This is a genomic window from Natrinema salaciae, assembly GCF_900110865.1.
Classification (GTDB): domain Archaea; phylum Halobacteriota; class Halobacteria; order Halobacteriales; family Natrialbaceae; genus Natrinema; species Natrinema salaciae.
Genome location: NZ_FOFD01000004.1, coordinates 105698 through 129320, shown reverse-complemented (window position 1 = coordinate 129320; position 23623 = coordinate 105698). Strand labels below are relative to the sequence as shown.

21 protein-coding genes are annotated in these 23623 nt (G+C 63.6%); 11 read left to right on the top strand and 10 right to left on the bottom strand.

Features of this window, described 5'->3' with window-relative positions; translation table 11 throughout:
- Positions 1–13 precede the first annotated feature (13 nt).
- The 5 genes from BMX07_RS14170 to BMX07_RS14150 form a co-directional block, all read right to left on the bottom strand.
- Positions 14–1771 carry a prenyltransferase/squalene oxidase repeat-containing protein gene (locus tag BMX07_RS14170; RefSeq protein WP_090618580.1) on the bottom strand — a complete coding sequence of 586 codons (1758 nt, stop codon included), beginning with the start codon at positions 1769–1771 and terminating at the stop codon, positions 14–16.
- A 94-nt stretch (positions 1772–1865) separates the two neighbouring features.
- Positions 1866–2450: a hypothetical protein gene (locus tag BMX07_RS14165; protein ID WP_139210907.1), complete on the bottom strand. Its 585-nt coding sequence runs from the start codon at positions 2448–2450 to the stop codon at positions 1866–1868.
- Between the two features lie 112 nt (positions 2451–2562).
- Positions 2563–3444, bottom strand: a complete 882-nt coding sequence (locus tag BMX07_RS14160) for an ABC transporter permease (protein WP_090618575.1) — start codon at positions 3442–3444, stop codon at positions 2563–2565.
- Positions 3441–4349, bottom strand: a complete 909-nt coding sequence (locus BMX07_RS14155) for an ABC transporter ATP-binding protein (protein ID WP_090618572.1) — start codon at positions 4347–4349, stop codon at positions 3441–3443. The genes BMX07_RS14160 and BMX07_RS14155 overlap by 4 nt, the downstream gene beginning before the upstream one ends.
- Before the next feature lie 246 nt (positions 4350–4595).
- Positions 4596–5915, bottom strand: a complete 1320-nt coding sequence (locus BMX07_RS14150) for an MFS transporter (RefSeq protein ID WP_090618570.1) — start codon at positions 5913–5915, stop codon at positions 4596–4598.
- Between the two features lie 152 nt (positions 5916–6067).
- On the opposite strand from BMX07_RS14150, the gene rtcA reads away from it, so the two are divergent.
- The 6 genes from rtcA to BMX07_RS14120 all read left to right on the top strand — a co-directional run bounded on the left by rtcA (position 6068) and on the right by BMX07_RS14120 (position 14203).
- The gene (gene rtcA / locus BMX07_RS14145; protein WP_090618568.1) at positions 6068–7156 is read left to right on the top strand and encodes an RNA 3'-terminal phosphate cyclase; all 1089 of its coding nucleotides are present in this window, start codon (positions 6068–6070) and stop codon (positions 7154–7156) included.
- 200 nt (positions 7157–7356) lie between these two features.
- Complete coding sequence (gene kdgK1 / locus BMX07_RS14140; RefSeq protein ID WP_090618566.1) at positions 7357–8316, top strand: bifunctional 2-dehydro-3-deoxygluconokinase/2-dehydro-3-deoxygalactonokinase; 960 nt, start codon at positions 7357–7359, stop codon at positions 8314–8316.
- A gap of 161 nt (positions 8317–8477) precedes the next feature.
- Positions 8478–9692, top strand: coding sequence for a hypothetical protein (locus BMX07_RS14135; RefSeq protein ID WP_090618565.1), 1215 nt, complete (start codon positions 8478–8480; stop codon positions 9690–9692).
- Positions 9693–9960: 268 nt separating this feature from the next.
- Entirely contained in the window at positions 9961–10512 is a 552-nt protein-coding gene (locus BMX07_RS14130) for a GNAT family N-acetyltransferase (RefSeq protein WP_090618564.1), read from the top strand.
- A 350-nt stretch (positions 10513–10862) separates the two neighbouring features.
- Positions 10863–11327, top strand: coding sequence for a hypothetical protein (locus tag BMX07_RS23830; protein WP_139210905.1), 465 nt, complete (start codon positions 10863–10865; stop codon positions 11325–11327).
- Between the two features lie 1406 nt (positions 11328–12733).
- The gene (locus BMX07_RS14120) at positions 12734–14203 is read left to right on the top strand and encodes an NAD(P)/FAD-dependent oxidoreductase (protein ID WP_090619889.1); all 1470 of its coding nucleotides are present in this window, start codon (positions 12734–12736) and stop codon (positions 14201–14203) included.
- 356 nt (positions 14204–14559) lie between these two features.
- Here BMX07_RS14120 and BMX07_RS14115 read toward each other — a convergent pair whose 3' ends face one another.
- On the bottom strand, positions 14560–15858 hold the full coding sequence (locus BMX07_RS14115; RefSeq protein ID WP_090618562.1) for an RNB domain-containing ribonuclease: 1299 nt from the start codon (positions 15856–15858) through the stop codon (positions 14560–14562).
- A gap of 205 nt (positions 15859–16063) precedes the next feature.
- Here BMX07_RS14115 and BMX07_RS14110 point away from each other — a divergent pair, with 205 nt between their 5' ends.
- Positions 16064–18154, top strand: coding sequence for a sensor histidine kinase (locus tag BMX07_RS14110; RefSeq protein ID WP_090618561.1), 2091 nt, complete (start codon positions 16064–16066; stop codon positions 18152–18154).
- Between the two features lie 84 nt (positions 18155–18238).
- Here the strand turns inward: BMX07_RS14110 and BMX07_RS14105 are convergent, their stop codons facing one another.
- On the bottom strand, positions 18239–18532 hold the full coding sequence (locus tag BMX07_RS14105; RefSeq protein WP_090618560.1) for a DUF7562 family protein: 294 nt from the start codon (positions 18530–18532) through the stop codon (positions 18239–18241).
- Between the two features lie 331 nt (positions 18533–18863).
- Between BMX07_RS14105 and BMX07_RS14100 the strand changes: the two genes are divergently transcribed.
- Positions 18864–19343: an RNA-binding protein gene (locus BMX07_RS14100; protein ID WP_090618559.1), complete on the top strand. Its 480-nt coding sequence runs from the start codon at positions 18864–18866 to the stop codon at positions 19341–19343.
- A 48-nt stretch (positions 19344–19391) separates the two neighbouring features.
- On the opposite strand, the gene BMX07_RS14095 is transcribed toward BMX07_RS14100, so the two are convergent.
- A complete protein-coding gene (locus BMX07_RS14095; protein ID WP_090618558.1) occupies positions 19392–20156 on the bottom strand; it encodes a DUF1028 domain-containing protein in 765 nt (254 codons plus the stop codon).
- A gap of 193 nt (positions 20157–20349) precedes the next feature.
- On the opposite strand from BMX07_RS14095, the gene BMX07_RS14090 reads away from it, so the two are divergent.
- The gene (locus BMX07_RS14090) at positions 20350–20712 is read left to right on the top strand and encodes a cell division protein SepF (protein WP_090618557.1); all 363 of its coding nucleotides are present in this window, start codon (positions 20350–20352) and stop codon (positions 20710–20712) included.
- A gap of 174 nt (positions 20713–20886) precedes the next feature.
- Here the strand turns inward: BMX07_RS14090 and BMX07_RS14085 are convergent, their stop codons facing one another.
- Complete coding sequence (locus BMX07_RS14085; RefSeq protein WP_090618556.1) at positions 20887–21081, bottom strand: cold-shock protein; 195 nt, start codon at positions 21079–21081, stop codon at positions 20887–20889.
- Between the two features lie 137 nt (positions 21082–21218).
- On the opposite strand from BMX07_RS14085, the gene BMX07_RS14080 reads away from it, so the two are divergent.
- Positions 21219–21878, top strand: coding sequence for a helix-turn-helix domain-containing protein (locus BMX07_RS14080; RefSeq protein ID WP_090618555.1), 660 nt, complete (start codon positions 21219–21221; stop codon positions 21876–21878).
- 47 nt (positions 21879–21925) lie between these two features.
- Complete coding sequence (locus tag BMX07_RS14075) at positions 21926–22300, top strand: VOC family protein (protein WP_090618554.1); 375 nt, start codon at positions 21926–21928, stop codon at positions 22298–22300.
- Positions 22301–22362: 62 nt separating this feature from the next.
- Here the strand turns inward: BMX07_RS14075 and BMX07_RS14070 are convergent, their stop codons facing one another.
- On the bottom strand, positions 22363–23571 hold the full coding sequence (locus BMX07_RS14070) for an MFS transporter (protein ID WP_090618553.1): 1209 nt from the start codon (positions 23569–23571) through the stop codon (positions 22363–22365).
- Between the last annotated feature and the right edge of the window lie 52 nt (positions 23572–23623).

The window sequence follows — 23623 nt, the reverse complement described above, 5'->3', positions numbered from 1 at the left end:
AGGCCAGCCCCTGCTATTCCCCCGCAGCGGGTGCGAGCAGCGACAACAAGTCGATGCCCCAGTACGTCGATTGCATCGTCGGAGTCGTTGTCTCGTGCTTCGTTTGGTAGAAGCCACCGTTCGGCGACTCGAGCGAGTCGACCCACTGTCGTTGCGTCGTCGGATCGACTGGCTTCTCGCCGAGGGCGGAGAGGGCGCGAACGCTCGCGTGCGTACTATAGAGATCGGGAACGGACGCTGCGTCACCGCCGACTCGAGCGTGGTATCCGCCGCTCTCGTTTCGACCGTTTCGAAGCCAGTCGACGACGGTCGGATCGAGCGACGCTGTTGCGTCGAGTTCGGACGCGATCATCACCGCGTAGTACGTCTCTTCTGTGTTCGATGGCGAGCCGAATCCCCCATCGTCGTTCTGTCGGGAGCGGACGTACGACATGATGGTGTCTTCGTTCAAGCTGTATTCGTACAGGTTCGACAGTCGAATCGCATAGTAACAGTCGCGCAGCGATCGATTTTCCTCGTCGAAAACGGTGATGAGTGTGCTATTGACCGCCCCGGACAGTTCCGAGCGAGAATCCTCGAGAAGGGTCGCGTGTCGATAGAGCGATTCGACGTCAGTGGCTCGAGTAAAATCGCTCTCGTCGAGCGAATCGATCTGAGCGCGGTCCCTGCTAGCACGCTCGTCGTACCCGAATCGTTGACCGATCTCGAGCGCGTAGTGAGTCGTTTTCGCGGATACACGCTGCCTGTAAACCGGCGCGTATCCACCACCAGAGAGGCGGTATTTCGCGAGTAACGTCCGTATGTCCGCTTGCTGCCGCTGCGGGACCTCGAGTTCGTCAGCGATTGCGTTCCGAACTCGTGTGGCGATTTCGGTCCCCTTCGAATCCGAGTAATTGTATCCCAGAACGTTGTATCCACCGTCTGCACGTCGAGATTCGTTTAGGTACGCGATCGCACGACGATTGAACGCAGCGTCCTCGAGGTGGTAGTACTGCCGAAGGTAATAGTGGTTCTCCAACTCGGCGATATTGTCGTACAGTGGACGGCTCTGCCCCGAAAAGTACTCCGTGACGTTTGATCGACGCTCGTCGTATAACCGCTGCTCCGTGATGTCCGCATCCAGCGCTTCGAGTGTCGCCAACAGTCGATATTCCGTCCCGAGACTGCTCTCGTTCCGGATTTCGTGGCGTTCCCACTGGGACCGTACCCATTCCGTCGTCCGTTTTCGTTCGTCATCAGCGAGCCCGTCAACGGTGTCGAGCGTCGTGACGGCGCGATACGTTGCAAGCACCCGCGAACTATTGGTAACGCACGCTCCGTCTCGCAACCGCTCTGCACAGTACGATCCATCGGCCAGTCTGAATTCGGAGACGTTCTCGCGAACCTGTCTTTCGTGTGCACTGTCATCGGAGAGTTGTGCCAAGATACCGGCAGCGTAGTAGTAGTCCGAAAGAGAAACCACGCTTTCGTTGGACGACGTCGGGTGGGGCCCCGACTCCGCAAACCGCTCTGCGACGAGTTCGCGAGCCCACTCTTCGGTTGCGGTAGCATGTGCAGCGTCAGTATCGATCCCCTCGTGCTCTTGTATCGCTAAAAAGTGGTACGTGGAATACAGGTCCGGGTTCTGTACCGGAAGTTCCGTGTATCCCCCATTCGGTTCGCTCGACTGGTTGACGATGAACGCCGTCCGTTGGTGCTCGGCTACCGGTAGCTGTGTTCGCGAGAGCGCGCGCTCTCCATCGCGCTCCTCGGGAGTATCATCCAGGTACATCACTGAAACAGGCACGAGCACTCCCACGACGAGTACGACGATGATGATCAATCGCGTCGGTATCGAGTCTCTCATAAAAATGAAACCAGGAGCGCTAGTCGTTCTGCATGTGGTTGTTCAGCGAGTAGCTATCTGAACCCCAGGAGAACGTCGCGCTATCCCGTTGCTTCCCGTTGTACAGTGCAACGTACGATTCCGCGTAAAAGTCGCGGTACTCGAAGTGGATGCTGTCGCCGTTGGTGACGGAGTCCTCGAAGACGTAACTATAGCCGGACCCGGGCTCGAAATTGGCACCGGACGGGGCCTGGACGCTAACTTCGATGCCACCGATGGAGAGGGTTGATTCGAGATCGATCTCGTCCGGCGTGCCGGAGCCTTCCCACGTTGCCGTCGCTTCTCCGTCTGCGTGATACGTCGCTTTTATCCCGCTACCGAAATCGCTGACCATCCGCGACTCGAGCCTGATGTAATCACCGTTCACGTACTGGCGTGAACTGTCCGTATACACGTCCTGCGTGGAATACTCCTCGTCGCCAGATTGGTCGAGTTCTTGAGCGAGGAAGTCACCGTTCGCCTGTGATTCCGTAGTCGATTCCTGCGCGAGGGCACCACCAATAGCCAGCGTACTCAGCACGAGCATCGTCGCCATCAGCGTGGCACCGGTTCGTTTCCATCTCATTGTTGTAGTCGTAGCGCTGGGCGCTACGGAAATTGCTACTACTAATTACTATTAATATATTGTGATTGTTACCTATACAGACATGATTGTGAATAGAAACGGGGTTAGCACCCTAATAGAGATCAGTCGACCGAAATCGCCAGTATGCGAGACCTGTTGGAACGACGATCCAAAGCAGCAAAACGACGAGAGAGACCCACGCCGACAGATACCACGGAAGGTGGCTGAGCGTCGCTTCCGCTGCCACAACGTTCGTCACTGAGCCATCGTGAACCGTTGCGTATGCGAACGTGTAGTCGCCAGCAGCGTTTCCGACGTCGAACAGCGAATTCGTTACTACTCGATACGAACTGAGCGGGTCGAGACGACGGCTAAAGAAGTAGAGACCGGATTGTGGCGGGCCATTGTCGAGAGTCGTACCGGTGATCACAGCGTACAGTTGGTCAGCGAGGTCGCCCCAGCCGACGAACGCTGCATAGGTCCCGAAGGTAGCCAACAGTGCCCGCGGACTCGTCGACACGGTCATCGACCACGCGACACCGACGCTCGCGATCGAACACAGATACAGTAGTGAGACGAAACCGAACAGGAGCGTCGTCCCGGGTGCGATCGCCCCGTACTCGAGACCGCTCGCGACGAGCGATGCCGACAAGCCGACGAGGAGAAATGCCCCGAGAACTGCGGTTCGTCCGAGCAGCTTTCCCAGCACGATCTCGAGTCGTGAACAATCCTGGCAGATGAGGAATAAGATCGTTCCCGACTCCCGCTCTCCGACGATCGTTCGGTAGGTGAGAAAGCATCCGAGGAAACCCAAGAGTATGCACACCGGTCCCTGATACGCGGCAACTGCTTCTACCGTTCCGAGCGACGGTACCGTCGCCTCGGAAACCAGCATCTCGTATCCTGGGTACAACAGGAATACGCTCCAAATCCAGCCGTGATATCCGAAGAACAGTTCCCGGAACTCCTTCGCCGCGATGACTCTCTCGTTCATTGCGTGCCCTCGTGGAGAAACTGCCGAAATGCACTCATCGTCGATTGTTCTTCGATATCGATGTCGGTAAACCGGACGTTCGAATCGTCGAGCGCAGCAATGACGGACGGCTTGGCTGACGGGGTACAGTCGATCCGTATCCGAGAGCTATCGATCTTGACGTTCGAAACGCCGGTCATCGTCGCGATCCGTTCTACGAAGGGGTCCGGACACGCTTCGACCGAAATCGATACGCGGATCCCAGTACCGGCCTGCTCCCGAAGCGCTGCAACGGTGTCGTTGAACTGAACGCGTCCGTCCAGAATAGCGATAAACCGATCGCAGAGATCATCGATGTACTCGAGATTGTGACTCGCGACGAGAATCGTCGTTCCACGGTCCTGTTCCTCCCGAATGATGTCTCGAAGCATATACGACCCGACCGGGTCGAGACCTGCTGACGGTTCGTCGAGAACGAGGAGGTCCGGATCGCCGCTTAGTGCGAGCGCGAGACCGAGGCGGCGTTTCATTCCGAGCGAATACTTCCCCGCTCGCTTGTCGATCGCTGCCGCTAACCCGACGCGGTCTAACAGTCTCGCCGGATCACGGTCGTCACCGTTCAATCGAGCGGCATACTGAACGTGCTGTCGACCGGTCAAACGGGGATAGACGTCGAACCCGTCCGGTAATGCTCCGAGACGGGAGCGAACGGACGGTTCGTCGAATGGATCGTTTCCGAACACGGCCACCGTACCGCTGCTCGGCTTGAGTGCTCCCAGCAAGAGACCGAACGTCGTCGATTTCCCGGCCCCGTTCGGCCCGAGAACGCAGACCGTCTCACCGGTCGTTATCTCAAACGTGAGATCGACTACGACGGTAGTATCCGAAAACTGTTTTGTGACATTTTTAAACGCCACCGGCACCATTATCGGTTACTACCGATGGGGATGGTATATAGCTTTCTCATCCGTAACGATTCGGGATTCGACCGTCACAGTCGGTGCGGAGATGACCGCAGAACCCGGGTCCGACGTCCGCTCCGGACGGGTTTCGCTCGCCGATAGTCGTCACTGAAACGAGTTTCACACCGACCGGAACGCCGTCGTGCGGGCAGGTGGGTAGTGACTTTCGGCGGCTACGAACGCAGGGAGAGTCGTCGCGGTGGCCCCTCGTTACTCCCCGGTGACGCCGTCGACTGTCGACTCCTCGGATGGGGAGGTCGCCCGTTCACGTCGGTACAGCCAGAGCGTACAGCAGAAGGCGATCGCGCCGGCGACGGTGGCGATACCGAACGCGATTCGGTACCCCGTCCGCGTGTACACTCGAACCCCGCCGACGAGTTCGCCGGTCCAGTAGGCGTCGAGCACCCAGCCCATCAGCGTCGGGAGGATCGCCGCGCCGAAGAACGCCGCGCCGTTGGCCGTTCCGGTCGAGATGCCGCTCGCGCTACTCGGATGGCGCTCCTTGACAACTGAGTAGCCGAGCACGAACGTCCCGAGCATGACGCCGGCGAGGAGGAACACCGCGCCGACGACCGGGAGCGGCGGGTCCCCGACGACCGCGATGAGACCGAGACAGACGACGTAGCACGCGCTGCCGGCGACCATCAGTTCGACCCTGCTCTCGAGTCGGTCGGACAGCCAGCCGACCGCGGGCGGGCCGACCATCAGGCCGACGCCGCCGAGCAGGGTCAGTGTGGAGGCGTAGGTCACCGAGACGTCGTAGGTCTGGACGACGTAGGGGACACCCCAGAGACCGAACAGGGTGAGGTTCACGCCGGTCGAACAGAACAGCATGAGACTGATGACCCAGAGCCAGCGATCACGGAGGACAGCCGAGAGGGACGCCCGGAGCTGTGCGGTCGTGAGCGTCTCCTGGCCGGGGACCCCCTCGATGCGCTCGAAGCCGGCGTCGACGGGGGAGTCACGGACGAGCGCGAACACGAGGACGGCCATCGCGAGGCCGACGACGCCGAGCCAGCCGACCGTCGATCGCCAGCCGAACGCGTCGACCGAAAGCGCGAGCGGCGTCGTCGCGAAGACGCCACCGAAGCCGGCGACGGCGAACGTCGCGCCGCTCATCGTCGCGAACTCGTCGGCGCGGTACCAGTTGGCACAGAACCGGAGGATGCAGACGAAGATCACGCTCCCGCCGAGGCCGATGAGACCGCGGGCGAGCGTCGCCACGAGATAGGCGTCCGCGAGCGAGAACCAGATGACGCCCGCGTTCATCACCACCGCGCCGGCCGTGGCCGTCAGTCGTGGCCCGACCCGGTCTGCGAGCAGGCCCGTCGGGATCTGCATGACGGCGTACACCCAGAAGAAGACGGCGTGGAGCGTCCCCAACTGTGCGCCGGTCGTCCCGAACGCCGCCATGAGGTTCTCGGAGAGGACCGCGGTAGAGAGACGGTTCGCGTTCACGAGGAGGAAGAGGGTCCCCATCGCCGCCCAGAGCACCCATCGCCGGCGGAGTGGATCGCGCCAAAGTCGCATGTCAACACACCTCCCCTCGAAGCACCGAAAAGGTTCACAATCCGGAAACGGGATCGTTCGATGGACGGCGGTATCGGGGACCGAAATAGTGACACGGTTCAGACACGTTCGGTGTCGGTATCGGTAGGTGGATCGAGTCCGTACCGTCCGCTATGGCACCCCATCGCGAACTCGACGGCTCGAGTGCCGGCGGCCAGTTCCTCCGGACCGCGCTCGCGCTGTCGATCCTCGAGAACGAGCCCGTTCGCCTCGAGAACGTCCGCGGCGATCGATCGACGCCCGGACTGCGCCACCAGCATCTGGCGGTCCTCGAGACGATGGCCGGGATCGCTGACGCCGCGGTCTCGGGGGCCGAACTCGGATCGGAGACGATCGCGTTCGAGCCGGGACTCGAGACCGTCGCTGTCGACGGACCCTCGAGCGGCACCGGCGGCGGCCTCGAGGGCGGCAGCTACGCCGTCGACATCGGGACCGCAGGCAGCGTGACGCTCCTGTTCAACACCCTGTTGCCGCTGGCGACGGTCCTCGAGTCGCCGCTCTCGGTGACGGTCTCCGGCGGCACGGACGTGGCGTGGTCGCCGCCGCTCGACTACCTGCGGTACGTGACGCTCCCGCTGGTGCGCCGGTACGGCATCGCGGCCACCTGCGAGGTCGACCGCCGCGGATTCTACCCCGACGGCGGCGGCGCGGCGACGCTTCGGCTCGCGCCCTCGCGCCTCGAACGGATCGACCTCGTCGAGCGGGGATCGATCGAGGGACTGCGCGTCTACTCGACCGAATCGGCGTCGCTCGCGGACCGCGACGTCGCCACTCGACAGGCCGAAGGCGCGCTCGAGCGGCTGGATCGCGAGCCCGCGCTCGATGTCACGGAGCGCTGCGAGATGACAGCGGCGAGTCCCTCACCTGGCTCCGCGCTCGTGCTCCGCGTCGATCACGGGACCGGCATCGCCGGCTTCGCCGCCCTCGGCGAGCGCGGCAAGCCGGCGGAGCGCGTCGGCGAGGACGCCGCGGACGACGCGAACCGCTTTTGCCGCGGATCTGCGCCGGTCGATCGGCACATGGCCGATCAACTGCTCTCGTTCCTCGCGCTCGCGGGCGGGCGAGTCCGCATCCCGGCCGTGACCGATCACGTCGAGACGCGCTGTGACTTGCTCGAGGCGTTCGGGGTCGGCGTCGAACGCGAGCGAGCGGGGGAGACGGCGATCGTCTCGGTCGCGTCGCCGCTCGCTGGCGACGAGTAGGCCAGCGGCCGTCGCGCTCGCGGTCGTGAGCGACGGAGAACATCGACGCCGTCGTCCGCTTCGGCGGCGAGACACCGGATTTGATGGATGTCGTCGACCGTCGAAATATCGCCACAACTTATAACAGCGCCGACCGTTGCCTCGAGCATGGCCGACGGAGACACTGCCAGTCGCTGCCGACCGATTCGGAGGGTGGAACCGTGAGCGAGAGCGATATCGTCACGTTCGGCGAGACCATGCTCCGGCTCTCACCGCCGGGTAACGAACGGCTCGAGAACGCGGACGAGTTCGAGGTGCGCGCCGCCGGAGCGGAGAGCAACGTCGCGATCGCCGCAAGTCGGCTTGGTGCCTCTGCGACGTGGCTCTCGAAGGTTCCGGAGACCGCGCTCGGACGGCGCGTCGTCGGAGAACTCCGCGGACACGGCATCGAGACGGACGTCGTCTGGAGCCATCGCGGCCGTCAGGGGACGTACTACCTCGAGCACGCGGGCAAACCGCGCGGCACGAACGTGATCTACGACCGGGACGACACCGCGATCTCGACGGCGGAGGCCCGCGAGTTCGACATCGACCGGATTCAGGACGCGAAGGTCTTCTTCACGACCGGCATCACGCCCGCGCTCTCCTCGACGCTCCGCGATACGACGCTCAATCTACTCAAAGCGGCCCGGAAGGGCGGAACGACGACCGCCTTCGACTTCAACTTCCGGCGGAAGCTCTGGTCGCCCGACGAGGCCCGGGAGACGCTGACTCGGCTGTTCCCGGGTATCGACGTGCTCGTGATCGCCGCTCGCGACGCGCGCACCGTCCTCGGCTTCGAGGGCGATCCCCGCCAACTCGCCCACAAACTCGGCTCCCAGTACGACTTCACGACCGTCGTCGTCACCCGCGGCTCCGAAGGGGCGGTCGGCTGGCACGATAGCGTCGTCCACGATCACGACGCCTACGAGACCGACACCATCGACCCGATCGGAACCGGCGACGCCTTCACCGGCGCGTTCATCGCCCGCCGACTCGACGGCGATAACGTGCCCACCGCCCTCGAGTACGCCGCGGCGACGGCGTCGCTCAAGCGGACGATCCCGGGCGACGTCGCGCTCGTCACTGCGGACGAAGTCGAGACCGTCGTCTCGGAACAGAGCGAAGAAATCTCCCGGTAGCGCGTCCGCTGTCGTAGCGGCGACACCCGCCCGATTCCGGGCGGGCCGACGATCGCGCCGTGTCGGTCCCGTACCGATCGTGCGAGCCGAACGCGCTCGGAGACGTTTGGACGGATCTGCCAGAACGGGTTTTATCGTGGGGTTGAAAGCCACGGCGTACAATGAATCGTGGCGCACCACTGCTGGTTGCACTGCTCGTCGTCGCGAGTACCGTGACGATGGCCGCGGCTGCCGGTGCAGCGACGACGACCGAGACGGGATCGAGTACGACCACCCAGAGCGACGCTGCCGCCTACGCGGGGGCACACGTCGAATTCGACGTCCAGGGCGACGCGATCGCGAACTACAGCGTCGACGGCGATCCGACGTTCTCCGCCGTCGCCGTTCAATCCCGGAGCGAGACCGACGCCGGGGCGGGGCTCGACGCCGATACCGACCTCGAGGCGACGACGGATCTTGACGGCGCGGGGCTGTCGCTGGAGACCCGGGCGGCTGCGAGCGCCGAAATCGCGGCCGACAGCGGGGCCACGCTGTCGGCCCACGACAACCAGCGGGGGACGCTGGTCGTCGAGAGCGGCGACGACGCCCAGTACGTCGAGGCCGACCTCGCGGCGAACGCCGAGGCCCGCGAGGACGGCGAGCGCGTCGTCGTCGAGACCGATGGCCGCGACGGATCGTTCCTCGTCGTCGGCGACGGCGAGGTGGCCGTCGACGAGAACGGCGACGTGACGGCGGAACTCGGCGCGGGCGCGACGCTCGCGTTCCGCTCCTACGAGGACGGCGACCGGGACGACACGGCCGCGTACGAGGAGTCGCTGATCGCCGAGGGATCGGCCGCCGTCGAAGTCACCGCCGACCGCCGCGACGGCGAGACGGTGACCGACGCCGCCACCTTCGGGCGGGAGACGTCCGCCGAGGTCGCGACGACCGCCAACGACACGGTCGAGATGACGATCGACCGCACTACCCACGAGGGGACGGTCGTGCTGACGACCGTTTCCGAGGAGGCCGTCGGCAGCCTCGAGAACCTCTCGGTTGCCGTCGGCGGCGAGGCCGCCGTCGAAGCGTCCTCGCGGACCGAACTCGAGAGCGCGATCGGCGGCAACGAATCCAGATACGTCGTCGTTCAGGACACGCAGGCGGAGGGGCAAGCGACGGTCTACGTCGCGGTCAACCACTTCTCCGAGCGGACGGTGACGATCGATAGCGCGGACGGCGACGGAACTGCGAACGGGAGCGACGGCTCCGACGGCTCCGACGGCGAGACGGACGGCGACGAGACCGACGAGTCCGACGGCGACAGCGTGCCCGGCTTCGGCGTCGGCGCGACGCTAGTCGCTATGTTGATCGGGACTGCCGCACGGCTCCGACGGTAACGGGCCTTCCTCGATCGGCCACGGCCCCGTCGGTGCGGTGTCGACGCAGCGACGGACCGATGTCCAATTTTCCGAGTCGCTGAGACGCCTCGAGCGTCGCGGCGACCGTCCCGACGGTTCGACCGATCGCCGGAGCGACAGGCCGGTCCCGCCCTCGAGAGCGGATCGCGACATCGCGTCGAGACGGACGGATTCATCGTCCGCCGACCGTACCGGATCGATGGTGGTTGGGCATCGCTTTTTGCCGGCCGCTGTCCTACCCACTCCCGTGACTCGAGACGTCCGGCGGGCGAGGCTCGACGATGTCTGGGACATTCACGAAATCGCACGGGAGAGCTGGCACGCCGCCTACGACGACGTACTCGGTCCCGAGACGGTCGACGACGTCGTCGACGACTGGTACGCGATCGGCGACCTCGAGTCGTCGATCACGGACACGAGCGACCGCGACAACGCCGCGTTCCTCGTCGCCGAACCGTCGGCGGACGACTCGACCGTGGACGGCACCGAATCCGAGACCGACTGCCGCGGGTTCGCACACGCCGTCCCCTGGCCGGAGGACCCCTCGGTCGCGTTTCTCGCCCGGCTGTACGTGCGGCCCGACAGCTGGAACGAGGGGGTCGGAACTGCGCTGCTCGAGGGTCTCGAGGCCGAGCTCTCGGCGGGGTTCGAGCGGCTCCGGCTGGCCGTCCTCGCCGCCAACGATATCGGGATCTCGTTCTACGAATCGCGGGGGTTCGACCGCGTCGGGACGCGACCGTCCGATCTCGGCACGGGCCTCGAAGAGCACGTCTACGAGACGCCGCTTTCCGAACAGTAGTCGAGCGTCCTATCCGTCGTGACGACCGCCCTCGGATCGAACGCCGAGTTCGGTACGTATCGGTGCGGAACGAACACTTTCCTCTGTGCGAGCGCTACCGACCACGCCCTCGGAAACGCTCCGATGAGAACCACTCCTCCGCCGAGGGTCGGTCGGCGGCCCGCTCGTTCCCGTCGTCGCTCGCGGTGAGCGTACACTTTTTCGGCTATCCGTCCTGCTAACTCGAGGACGGTCGTCCGACGTTGTAGTCGGCCTCGGACACAGCGCTCGCGGTAACTATCGATTCGAACTGATCGGCGTTCGATAGCGAAACCCATAACGCATTTGTCGTTTCAATGAACAGTACGCGTATGGAACGACGTGAGTTCCTTTTCACTGCCGCTGCTCCCGGTATCGCGGCTGCTTCGGGTTGTCTTCGTTCGAATAACTGTGACGAATCGTCGAACCATCTGTATGTCGAAAATCAGCGCTCGGACACTCAAACGGTGGACATCCGTGTTTTCAAAGAGGGAGACGGGTTACTCAACGATGGCGAATGGACGAATGTTCTTCTCGAGACCATCGAAATCCCTGGAGAGACATACCAGGTCGTTGAAAGCGTGTACGATGCATACGGAACGTATCGAACCGAAGCCGAATGTCAATTCGATCATACTGTCAGATCCGACCAACAGATTTCGGCGGTCGACAGCTGTGACGGGCAAGTCGTTACCATCGGCATCGGTAACAACATCGTCACCATTCTAAACGGGATACCAGACCATCTTTCATCCGAAAACCGATCCGAGCCAGAGTCTGACTCAGTAGTCCATTGATCTGCTGTACTGGACATCTCGAAGCGATACGTCCTCCGTCTGTCCTTGCTGGTGACTCGAGATCGTCCGGCCGGCCCTGTTCGTATTTTCGGACACAGTGCGCCCCGGGAACGACGTCTGCAAGTTGCTCAGTGAGGGGATCTAGTTGGCCTCGTTACCAAGGCGGTGAAAGTGTAGCCGAGATAGAAGCCAGTTCCGTGAACAAGCGTTTGGATCAGAAGTTCTTCTGGTGTGTTGATTCCTAGAACCTGGATGAGCCACCTGTCACTGAAGGATATGAGAAACGCGAGGCAGTACGTGAATACCGCTCTGCGAATACTGAATAGAGCGCTTGCCTGCATTTGTTCAAGCATGTTGTCAAATTTCGCACAAAGGGGGATAGTTTTCCCGATACTGAGCGATCGCCGTTCTTGTCGATCACGTTCTGACTCGTGCTGCACTCGCGCCCGCTATTCAGCACGACGGCTTCGTTTGTTTTCAGGCTATCTGAATTGTTTCGACTGCAACATCCGAGATTGCGTATTGATCGACGTGAGAACGGGTCCAGCCGAAACCGAGTGAGAGCACAAAGTAAAATAACTGTTGGGAGTAATGGGCGTACTACACACATGCCATCTGAGACGGTCTGCCCGGACTGCGAGGAATCGTTAGAGCGGATGGAGTTACACGGAACCGACGTCATGGGAACGCTCTCTATCGTCTCAGACGCGTCAGACGACGGATTTCTTAGCGGCCTCCGGGCAGACGACCTCCTCACACCAGTTCCATACGTCTGCCCCGAGTGCAGACGAACTCTCGTGTATGCAGAATAGTAAATAGCCGCTGCAAATAAATTACTCGTCTCTATCTACCACTAAGACCGCTATATCGAACGATTCGATCGACTCGTCAGCGACCACTCGCCCGTGACCGACTCGCGCTCTCTATCGGTCACGCCGACTCTGAGACAGATACTGCGGAGATCGACCGACACCATGCAAGAGACACCGCGGATATCGTTCACCGCCTCATCGTCACTCATTGCATCGCTGTCGCCGCCTGCAGGTCGTTCGTGGGATGAAGGTATGTGGCTGACCCACACAGTTGAGAGCGGGAGGAATCACTATGGCCGAGACGACACCACCAGGCGGAGGGGAAAGATGCAAACCGTCACCTCCCTCGGCTGGAACCCGAATCTCGTTTGAACGGACGGGAAGCGGACCGCCGCTCGTGCTCGTTCACGGGAGTGCCGGCGATCGCACCGGTTGGATCTGTCAGACGTCCGTCCTGCCTTGGTGGACTACTCCACGGCCGACGCGCTCGCTCGGCGTGGTCGCGGTGCGAGCGGCGACGTCGAGGAGTACGGCCTGGGGACTGTCTTCTCGCTCAATCGAACCGTGAAGCCAGGCAAGCAAATGAGTAATCCCATGACATTAGCAACTGTACCGCAGTACGACAGTGAACAGCTCTCCGACAGAGAGGGACATGCGGTAGTAGTCGGCGCGGGCATAGCCGGTCTGGTGGCTGCCCGTGTCCTTGCGGATGCGTTTGATACGGTCACGGTGCTCGATCGAGATCCGCTTCCCGATGAGCCAGTTGTACGCCCCGGCGTCCCCCAGGCCCGCCAAATCCATATTCTGTGGGAAGCCGGACGAGCGACGCTGGAAGAACTCTTCCCGGGCTACAGCGAAGCGTTGCGTACCGCTGGTGGGGTGGTAATCGATGGTCGGCGCGACTTCTACATGTACAGTCACGGCGATTTCCTCGCTGCCGGGTCGGCACCGTTTCCACTCTACGCAGCGACGCGACCGCTGTACGAACAGGTGCTTCGACGACATGTCTCCGAACTCAGCGGAGTCCGTCTGCGGGGCAACTGTCCATTTCTCGAGTACCTCGCTGACGATGGAGCGACTAGCGTGAACGGTGTGGTGGTCCGAGACGACGATTCCGAGCAGGAACTCGCCGCCGATCTGGTCGTCGATGCCACCGGCCGAACGAGCCGGACGCCGAACTGGCTAGAGAAGTACGGGTACGCGCCGCCTGCCATCGACGAGGTACACGTCGACCTAGCCTACAGCGCCAGCCGTATTGAGCGACCTGCCGACGACCATCGAACGATCGGTGTGCTGGCTGAGGCACCGCGTACCCGTGGTGGGGCAGTGGTACCCGTCGAGGACGATCGCTGGCTGGTGAACCTGCACGGGCTCCACGGAGACCATCCCCCGACGGATGTCGAGGAATCCAAAGACTTCGCGGCGAGTCTGCCCACCCCGATCGTGAAAGCCCTCCTCGACGAGCGCCCCAGGGTGTCCGAGGAGATCGCCGTCTATCCGTTCCCCTCGAACCGCCGATACCGGTACGAAGATCTCGAGCGCTTCCCGGACGGTCTAGTCGTCGTGGGTGATGCGATCGCCAGTTTCAACCCGATCTACGGACAAGGCATGTCAGTGGCCGCGCTCGAAGCGCTGCTGCTTCACCACACGCTTGCGACGGACGATCGGGCGCAGGTCGGCCTTCGCTTTTTCGATCGTGCCGCAGACGTCGTCGAGCCCGCGTGGATGCTGGCGACTGGCGCGGACTTCAGTTTCCCACAGACGGACGGCGATAGACCTCGCGGAACTGCCTTCTTCAACTGGTATCTGGACCGGCTGTTGCGAAAGGCCCATACTGACAGCGTATTGACCGATGCCTTCACTCGCGTCCTCTCGATGCAGCAATCCCCCACTTCGCTGTTACGTCCCGGTGTCATGTGGCGCGTGCTACGGCCGAGCCGGAAAGACGAGCAGTCGTCGCGACGAGAGCCGCCTCACAGTCACGTGACGAGTCACATCGAGGACGACGAGATGCGTTCGTCTCCACGAGAAGGAAACAACAGTGATGCGACTGGTGGATCTTGAATTCAGTCGAGGTGCCGGATCGTGTTTCGGTCCCCACTTCTGCGTGGAGTGGTGGCACTCGCTCGAAAAACGGCGCACGGATCTGCCAGTAATAGGGGGTGTGCGGCCGACAACTGTCCGCAGGGAATCAAGACAGATGCCTCACTCACCGCTCGCCATACCTGAGAATAGATTGCTGTTCCGATACCTGCGTGACCCTACTTGGCGCGAGTTTCACACTCGTTCCGAACACCGAACTCGTGTCTCGCTCTACTGTGACTATCGAGGTCGCCGTCGTCTCCGCCGACCACCCGAAACGAACAGGAGACAGATGCTGTCTATCCGTCGAGTGCGAGAGAGAGCCGCCGACGAGACCGCTACAGCGTCTTCTCGGCCTCACTCTCGTCGACGACTTCGATCCCGCGGTTGTTGACCGCCATCGGATCGAGGCCGACCTCCTGGAGGAAGGTCTTGTACTCGCGTTCGCACTGCTCGGCGTCTTTCTGTTTATCGCTGGCGCGGTCACAGAGCTCGATGAGGTTCTCCGGGACGTCGTTCTGGTAGACGATCCAGTGGTTGATCAGGTCCGAGAGCCGCCGGATGGGGCTCGTGAAGTGGCCGTAGATCTCGAAGTTCAGCGCGTGGTGGCCGCCGAACGGGTCGTTCATGTACCGCGCCCGGGGCATCACCTTCATCACCGCCCACTGGATCTTGTCCAGCTGGCGGCCGGGTGCCTCCTCGAGCGTTGCGTTGACCGCCTTCCGCGGGTCGTCCCAGGTGCTGCCGGGGATCGAGACGCCGTCGAGATCCTGAATCTCCCGGAGTGCCTCCGACCACTCGTCGGGACTGGGCTGGGGATGGACCCGGTACATGGCCTCGACGCCGCGGTTCCACATGAGTTCGTGCGTGACGGCCTTGTTGGCCTTGAGCATGCACTCCTCGATGATGGTGTGCGCGCGGTCGCGGCTCGGGTTCAGGACGAGCGAGCCGTCCTCCTTGCGCTGTTCGTGCATCTGTTCGGCGAGATCGTAGACTAAGACGTTCTCGTCGTGGAGCGGCGCACCGGGCTCCTCGAGCCGGCTTTCGGCCTGCGCGTAGGTGAGCCGTTCGTCGGATTCGATGACCGACTTGTAGATCTCGATGTTCTCGTAGCTCAGGGTCTCCTTGTCGAGGTGCATCTCGACGGTGTGAGCCAGCCGATCCTCGTTGGGGACCAGCGAACAGACCGTCTCGGCCAGCACCGGCGGCAGCATGTGAACCGTATAGCCGGGCAGATAAACCGTGTTGCCGCGCTCGACGGCCTCGTCCCACATCGCGGTGTCGGGATTGACGTAGTGGGTCACGTCGGCGATGTGAACCCAGAGGACGTACTCGTCGTCGCGCTCCTCGATCGACAGCGCGTCGTCGAAGTCTTGGGCGTCGATCGGGTCCGTCGTCCAGGTCGTCAGATCGCGTAGATCGTTCCGTTCGTCGATCTCGTCGCTGATCTCGGCCGTGACGCCCTCCGTCCGGGCTTCGGCCTCCTCGAGAACCTCGGGCGGGAACTCGTCCCGGAGTTCGAACTTCTCGAACAGTTCCTCGCGCTTGTTCTCGAGATGTCGCGCGAGTTCCTCCGAGACTTCGACGGGGCCCTGGCCTTCCACCGTTCCGGCGTCGGCCTGTGCGTCGTCACTCATGATGAGTGCTACGGACGTGAGGGTGAAAGTCGTGTCGGGATGCGAATCGAGTCAGATTGGGCCCGGACGCCGCGGTCCCGTTCGGCGACGCGGATCGGGTCGAACCCGTTAGTTGTCAAGTGGATTTCACGGCCGTTTCGGGCGCATTGGCGGCCAAAATCGGTATACGTTCGGGGTAGAATAGTCCGGTGACTATCGACCCGATATGACCTGGCAGTACACTCCCGAAATCCTCCCGTACGTCGGTGTGCTCTTCCTCTCGATGCTTCTCGCGGGCGGACTGGCCGTCTATACCGTCGTTGCGTGGGCCGACGCGATGAACGAGCCGGGTGTTCGGGCGTTCGTCGGCCTGAACGTCGGGTGTTCGCTCTGGGCCGGTGCGTACGCGATGCAGTTACTGAGTGCGACCATCCCGACTAAACTGGCGTGGTTGACGGTGGCGTTTATCGGCTCCGTACTGGTGGCGCTCTCCTGTTTCTCGTTCGCGATCGCGTACTCCGGCAACGAACAGCTGCTGTCCCGCCGAACCGTTTGCGTGCTCGCGATCGAGCCGGCCGTCGCGTTCGTCCTGTTCACGACGGAGTATCGAAACCTGTACACGCAACGCGTCGACACCGTCGTCGTTTCCGATCTCGTCATGATCGAACGGACGTTCGGTCCGATCGGGCTCGTTCACATCCTGTATCTGTACGGGCTCCTCGTCATCAGCGCCGGGTTCCTGCTCAGGACGATCTACAGGTCGGACCGCGTCTACAGAGTGCAAGCCGGCGCGGTGTTGCTCAGCATCTTCGTTCCGCTGCTCGCGAACGTCATCTGGTTTCTCAATCTGGGACCGATGGGGAACCTCGATTTCACGCCGGTCGCGTTCGTCGTTTCCGGGCTCGTCTACGCCGTCGCGATATCGCGTCACCACCTCCTGGATATCGTTCCGGTCGCTCGCACCGCAGTCGTCGAAAACATGCGCGACGGCTTCCTCGTCATCGACGAAACGAACCGCATTCGGGACGCCAACGCGGCCGTTCGGTCGCACGGCTCTCCCGACGGTCTCGAGTCGATCGTCGGCCGCGACATCACCGCGGTGTTTCCGGAGGTTTCGCCGATCATTCGCGGCGACTCGCCGACCGACCATACCGAAATCGTCGTCGAGGGCGAGAACCGCAGCCGGTCGTTCGACGTCCAGGTCCAGCGGCTCTCGAACGACGATCGGTTTCGGCTCCTCCTCCTCCGGGACGTGACGGAACAGCACGCCGTCGAACAGCGATACCAGGCGCTCATCGAGAACACCTCCGACCTGATCACGGTTCTCGACGGCAGCGGTCTCGTCCGCTACCAGAGCCCGTCGGTCACGAACGTACTGGGGTACGATCCGTCGGCGCTCGCCGATCGAGCCTACGTCGAATTCGTCCATCCCGCGGACCGGGACCGGATCGTGGCCACGTTTCACGACAACCTCGATCGGTCCGACACCATCGAGCGAGCGGAGTACCGGATCCGAGACGCGGACGGCGAGTGGCGAGACGTCGAGACGGTCGGTCGCAACCTGCTCGACGACCCGTTCGTCGAAGGCGTCGTCCTGAACACCCGCGACGTCACCGAACGCAAGCGGCGTGAGCGAGAGATCCGTCGAAAGAACGACCAGCTGGAGGAGTTCGCCGGCGTCGTCAGTCACGACCTCCGGAACCCGCTTACGATCGCACAGGGTTATCTCGAGGCGGCCAGGGACGCCGTCGATTGCGAGTATCACGACGACATCGAGTTCGCACACGACCGCATCGAAACGATCATCGAAGACGTGCTCGTCCTCGCTCGCGAGGGACAGGCGATCGGCGAAACCGATCGCGTCGACGTCGAGCGGGTCGTCGAACGAGCGTGGGCACACGTCGACACCGAGGGGGCCTCGCTGACCGTCGCGGCCGATCGACCGATCGTCGCCGACGAGGACAGGTTGCTCCAGTTGCTCGAGAATCTGTTTCGGAATAGCGTGGAGCACGGGGGATCGGAGGACGGGGAGTCGGCCGTCCACGTGCGAGTCGAAACCGTCGCGGACGGATTTATCGTCGAAGACGACGGCCCCGGGATTCCCGTCGACGACAGACGTGACGTCCTCGAGTACGGTCACACCACGACCGACACCGGCACCGGGTTCGGGCTCGCGATCGTCAGTCGGATCGCCGAGGGCCACGGCTGGTCGATCCGAGTCGGCGAGAGCGACGACGGCGGTGCCCGGTTCGAGTTCGCGATCGACGATTCGGTCCTGGCGGACTCGGTGGACGGACCGGCGTCCGTCGACCGATAACCGCCGCGATCGCGGGCGGCTGTCGAACGGTCGGTCGTCCGTACCGGTCCCTGCGGCCGACCCCGTCGCGACGCCGAGACAGGGTCAGGACTCCTCCTCGAGCGGCCCGTACCGTTCCTCGACCGTCGAGAGATATCGCGCTAGGAAGGCGTCTCGGTTCCGCCGGCCGGCCTCGAGATCGACCAGCAGCGCCTCGAGCTCGTCACGCGGGTGGTGACAGAGATCGCTATGACAGGACTTACAGAGGTGTTCGAAGGTCTTTCCCTCGCGATCCCAGCGGTCGCCGTACTTGTCGTACTCGCGGGCCTCGTCGCGTGGACGGTCAGTGCCACAGGCCAGGCACGTGACCGTCTCCGTCCGGTTCCGGGAGGGCCACATACGCGGGTCGACGGTCCGAGTATACTTAGCGATTGGCACGCGTGTCCCCCATCCTGACGGTCAGAATCGATCTACGGTCGCCGATCGCGACCGCTGTCGACGCTCTCGGAACCGTCCCGCGCCGAATCCGCGTCGGTAGTGCCGCCGTTGGCGCTCGCGCTCGGCGAAGATTCGAACGTCGTTCAGCCGAACCGAGGGGCAGTACACCTGGGAGTCGCGAGAACCGCGTCTCGGCGTGCTGGTGCTTCTTCAGCCGGGCCCCGTGTTGCGACCGCCGATCTCCCGCAGCCCGAATCTTATCTATTAAATGGGTCCGCCCGGTAGCACGAGTATGCAGGTCAAGTCTCGACACCACCTCCGCAGCGACGCTGTCTCCGATCTCGAAGAGACACTCGAGGAGCAACTCGGCGTCTCGCCCGCGGGCGACGCCTACGAGCGCGTCGAGTTCGAGGAGACCGACTGGGAGGTCGTTCTCATCGACGGCGAGCCGCGAGTCGCCTACTTCGACGAGGAGCCGTTCCTGACCGTCCGCGGGGCCAACGCCTACGAGCCGGACAGGCGGCTGGTCACCGTCGACTCGGGGGCCATCTCGTTCGTCAGCGACGGGGCCGACGTGATGCGACCCGGCATCACGGACGCGACCGACGACATCTCGCCGGCCGATCTGGTCGTCATCGCCGAGGAGTCCCACGGGAAGGTGCTCGCGGTCGGCCGCGCCCGGGTCGACGGTGCGGACATGGTCGGCGACGAGGGGAAAGTCGTCGACTCGCTGCACCACGTCGGCGACGAACTCTACGAGTTCGCCGGATAGGCCGCTCGAGCGATGGGACACGGGCCGATACCGATCGCCCGACTCCCCTCACTCAGTCGCGTCGTCCAGCGAGTCCGCTTCGTACGCGCCTTCGTACCGTGCGAGCGTATCTCTGTACCCCTGTACTGCGAGTTCGTACGTCTCTCGCAGGTCCGCGATCGGCGTCTCGGTCGCGTCGAGCCGCAGATCGTTGTACGGCGGCTCCACGGCGTGTGATTCGGTCGTCTCGACGCGCACCGCCGCGCTCTGGATCGGGAGTGCCTCGCGTTTGTCGCCGCCCTCGCGGTCGCCGGCCGCCAGCGCGTCGATCAGGCGTTTCGCGAGGGGATCAGTCCCGTGGTCCTCCGTTACGGCGCTCGGCCCGGTCGACGGATCGGTCGTCTCGTGGACGGCTGTCGCCTCGTAGGCCGCCGCGACCGCCTCGAGCACGCCCGCCCCGGTCAGCATGTTGCCCGCGACGGTGTAGTGGTCGCCCTCGCGGTGGCCGTACCACTCGACGCACTCGTCGCCGGAGAAGGCGAAGGTCGTCTCGCCGTCGACGCCGTGGAGCTGCCGCTGTGGCGCCCCGTCGTCGGCGTTGAGCAGCGCCTCGAGGGCGTCGTCTACGGCCAGTCCGTCGTCGACGTAGTCGATCCCGCGCTCGCCGAGGGCGACGTTGACGAGGCTCTGGGTCGCGACGGCACCGCGGTCGCTGACGAACGGGCACAGGGTTCCGACGCCCGGCAGCCGCGTCGTGACCGCGACGCCGAACCGACGGTGGGAATCGCCGTCCTCGGTCTCGTACGCTTCGTGAACACAGATGCTGAACGTCATAGTTTGCGCGTACGTCGCACGAGAGCAAAAGGGTACGGACGGCGGATTCGGTCGCGGATCGCCGGTCCGCCGAACCGAGCCGTCGGCCGACCGCGCCGCTCGCAGCCTCGAGCTGGCGGATTTCCTGACAGTGTCGGGGACGGGACTGTGTCTGACGTAAGAACTATACTGACGGCGACGGTGGGTATCGCCAATGGGACTCATGAGCAAAATTCTCGGCGGCAACCAGTCCCGAACCGTCGAGGACTACGCCGAACTGAACCTCGAGGACGTTTCTGCGGGGTCGGCCGAGGCGACGATGCAGGTGCACATCGCGGAAGTCGGCACCAAGGCCGACGCGATCGACATCAAAGACGCCGTCTACGACGGCGACATCGTCATCGCGGACATCACTCGCTTGCGGACCGAGGACAGCACCGTCGAACACATCGTCGACGAACTGCGGCAGGTCGCTCAGGAGGTCGACGGCGACATCGTCCGGAAGGGCGAGGATCAGATGATCATCACGCCCACCGGGGTCCGCATCAGCCGCGAGAAACTGGGACAGAAGCTCTAACGCCGGTATCACGTTCTCATCGGCTCGATCTCGACTCTCCTTCGGTCGACCTCTCCGAGCCAGTCGCAGCGACGCTGCCCAGCGGACCGTATCGGTTCCGCCGCTGTCAGCGTCCGGTGTCGATAAAATAATCGGGAGTCGAATATCGCCGGAAGCGACGAATCGACGTCGAACTTACGTTCGGACGACGTTCTTCGCGCGGGGACCCTTGGGGGCCTGTTCGATATCGAATTCGATGTCTGTGCCTTCTTCGAGGTCCGGACCGCCAACGTCTTCCATGTGGAAGAACACGTCGTCGTCCGCGTCGTCCGTCGAAATGAAACCGTAACCGCCTGTGTCGTTGAAGAAATCAACGCTACCTTTCGCCATTACAAACGAATGTATGGCCGATTGCGGGATAAGTGTTCCGAGGGTACTGTTACCACGACCGTTCCGCTCGGGCGAGTGATTTTCACCCGGCGGGAATTCCGGCGTCGGTTATGCCGGTACCTGACGTACGAACCGATATGACGGGCTTTCGCGCAACGGTCGTCGTCAACGATCCGGCGGATTGTCCGGTCGCCGCCGTCTCGGCCTGTACCGACGAACCGGTCGACTCCGTCTCCCGATCGTCGCGGGAGACGGACGGGGCGGTCGTCGAGGAGTTCGGCATCGCCGCGGACGCCTCGATCGACGGGGACCACGACGTCGAGTTGACGCCGGTCCAGTCGAACGAGCGGGAGGAGATCTATCGGTTCGAACGCGACGGCAGCGCCGACTGCGCCTGCGACGTCATCGAACGAACCGGGACGCCGGTCACCTCGGTCCGCGGGCAGAACGGGTCGCTGCTCCTCTCCTTTCGCACCCTCGAGCTAGCCGAGATCGCCGAAATCGTCGACGAACTGCGGATGTACTTCGACGGCGTCCTCGTCGAAGAGCTCACGCAGGATCACGAGGATGTCGACGCCGATCCCGTCGTGGTCGATAGAGCGGCACTCACGACCAGACAGCGGGAGATCCTCGAGACGGCCCACGAGATGGGCTACTTCGACTACCCGAAAGGGGCGAACGCGACGGACGTCGCCGACGAACTCGGCGTCGCCCGGTCGACGTTCACCGAACACCTGGCAGCGGCCCAGACGAAGCTGATGGACGCGATTCTCGAGGCGGACGGTCGAGAGGAGTGAGTGCTCGAGGGGGGTACGCCTTTGGCGGCCGCCCCCGTGGTCGCGGTATGGACGTCATTCACACGGCTCTGTGGGTATCGGATCTCGAGCGCACGCGCGAGTTCTACGTCGACGGCCTCGGACTGGAAGAGAACTGGTCGTTTACTGCCGACGACGGCGTCGAAAACGTCTACATCGGCGGCGAGAACGCGGAGCTCCAGTTCAAGTACGACCCCGAGGGTGGACCGGCGATCGACTCGGGGTCGATGGCACACGTCGCGGTCGGCGTCGACGACACCGGCGAGTCCTTCGAGCGACTGCTCGAGCGGGCGGAGCCGCCGGTCCACGAGGAACCAACGACGATGGCCGACATCGGCGTCCGCGTCGCCTTCGTCGAGGACCCGGACGGCTACGTCGTCGAACTCGTCGAAGCACTCGAGTGAGCGGCGGCGCGGGGTGGTGACGGCGCGGCGACGGCGGTCGTCGCCCGCGCGAGCCCACCGCACTACTTCTCGGAGGCGTCCGCCGCAGCGGGGTTCGCGACCGACGGCTGCGTTCGGACGACCTGCACGAGGAGGCCGGCCGCGACCGTCACGACGGCGGCCAGAAAGAGCCAGGCGGCGCGGTAGCCGACCGCGTCGGCGAGGGAGCCGAAGGCGGGCGGTGCGACGAGGGCACCGCTCGTGAGCGCGAGCTGGCCACCCGCGGTCGCGCCGCCCATTTCGTCGGCCCGGACGAGCGTCGCCATGACGGAGTAGTAGACGCCGGTATACCCCAGCACGAAGAAGCCGAGGGCGGCGAACGCCGCCGCGGCACCGAGCTCGGTGGTCGTCGACGCGACGACGGCGAACATGACGGCACTGCCCAGCGATTGGGCGAGCAGTACCAGTCCGATCCTGACCCGGGGCTCGCCGGGGAGCACGTCGCTCAACCAGCCCGTCAGCACGCGGCCGACGCTCCCGAACAGCTGGACGAGCGCGAGGACGATTCCGCCGAACGCGACTGACGCGCCGATCGATTCCTCGACGTACAGGACGGTGTATCCGGTCGTCGTAAACAGCGCCGCGCCGAGAAAGAGCCCGGCCGTCGTCAACAGGAGGTACGGGCGGTTCGACAGCAGCGCACCGAAATCGGGAAAGCCGGCCGTCTCTCCGGTGCTGTCGCTCGAGTAGAGCAGATAGAACCCGCCGGCGACGACCGAGCCGACGCCGGCGGCGATCAGAAAGCCCGCGCGCCAGAAGAGCACCCCGGCGAGGCCGGTAATCAGGAGAGCGCTGATGCCGCTGCCGCCGGTGACGCCGACCTGTTTGATGCCCATTGCGAGGTTCCGGCGGCCCGGGTCGACGTTGTCGAAGACCGCCTTGTTCGTCCCGGGCATCGCGGTTCCGTACATCGATCCGAGGACGAACACCGCAGCCAGCAACAGCGCGTACGTCGGCGCGCCCGCGACGAGGAGCGTCCCCGTCGCGAGCCCGACGAGACCGACCGTCAGCGTCAGGCGTTCGCCGAACCGGTCCGTCAGCGCACCCAGTGGCAACAGGAAGACGGCGTAACCGAGCGTGAGGGTCGTGACGACGATGCCGACCGCGAACCGGGACAGTCCGAACGCGTCCCGGAAGAACGGCGTCGCGGCGAAGATCGTGTAGTAACAGATACTCGCGGCGATCTGCCACGTCGTGACGAGCGACACCGTCCGCCAGTACGACCGGTCCATCACCCGATACCCTTCGTCGATGGGGCGCAAAAAGCGTGGCGACGCGACCGTT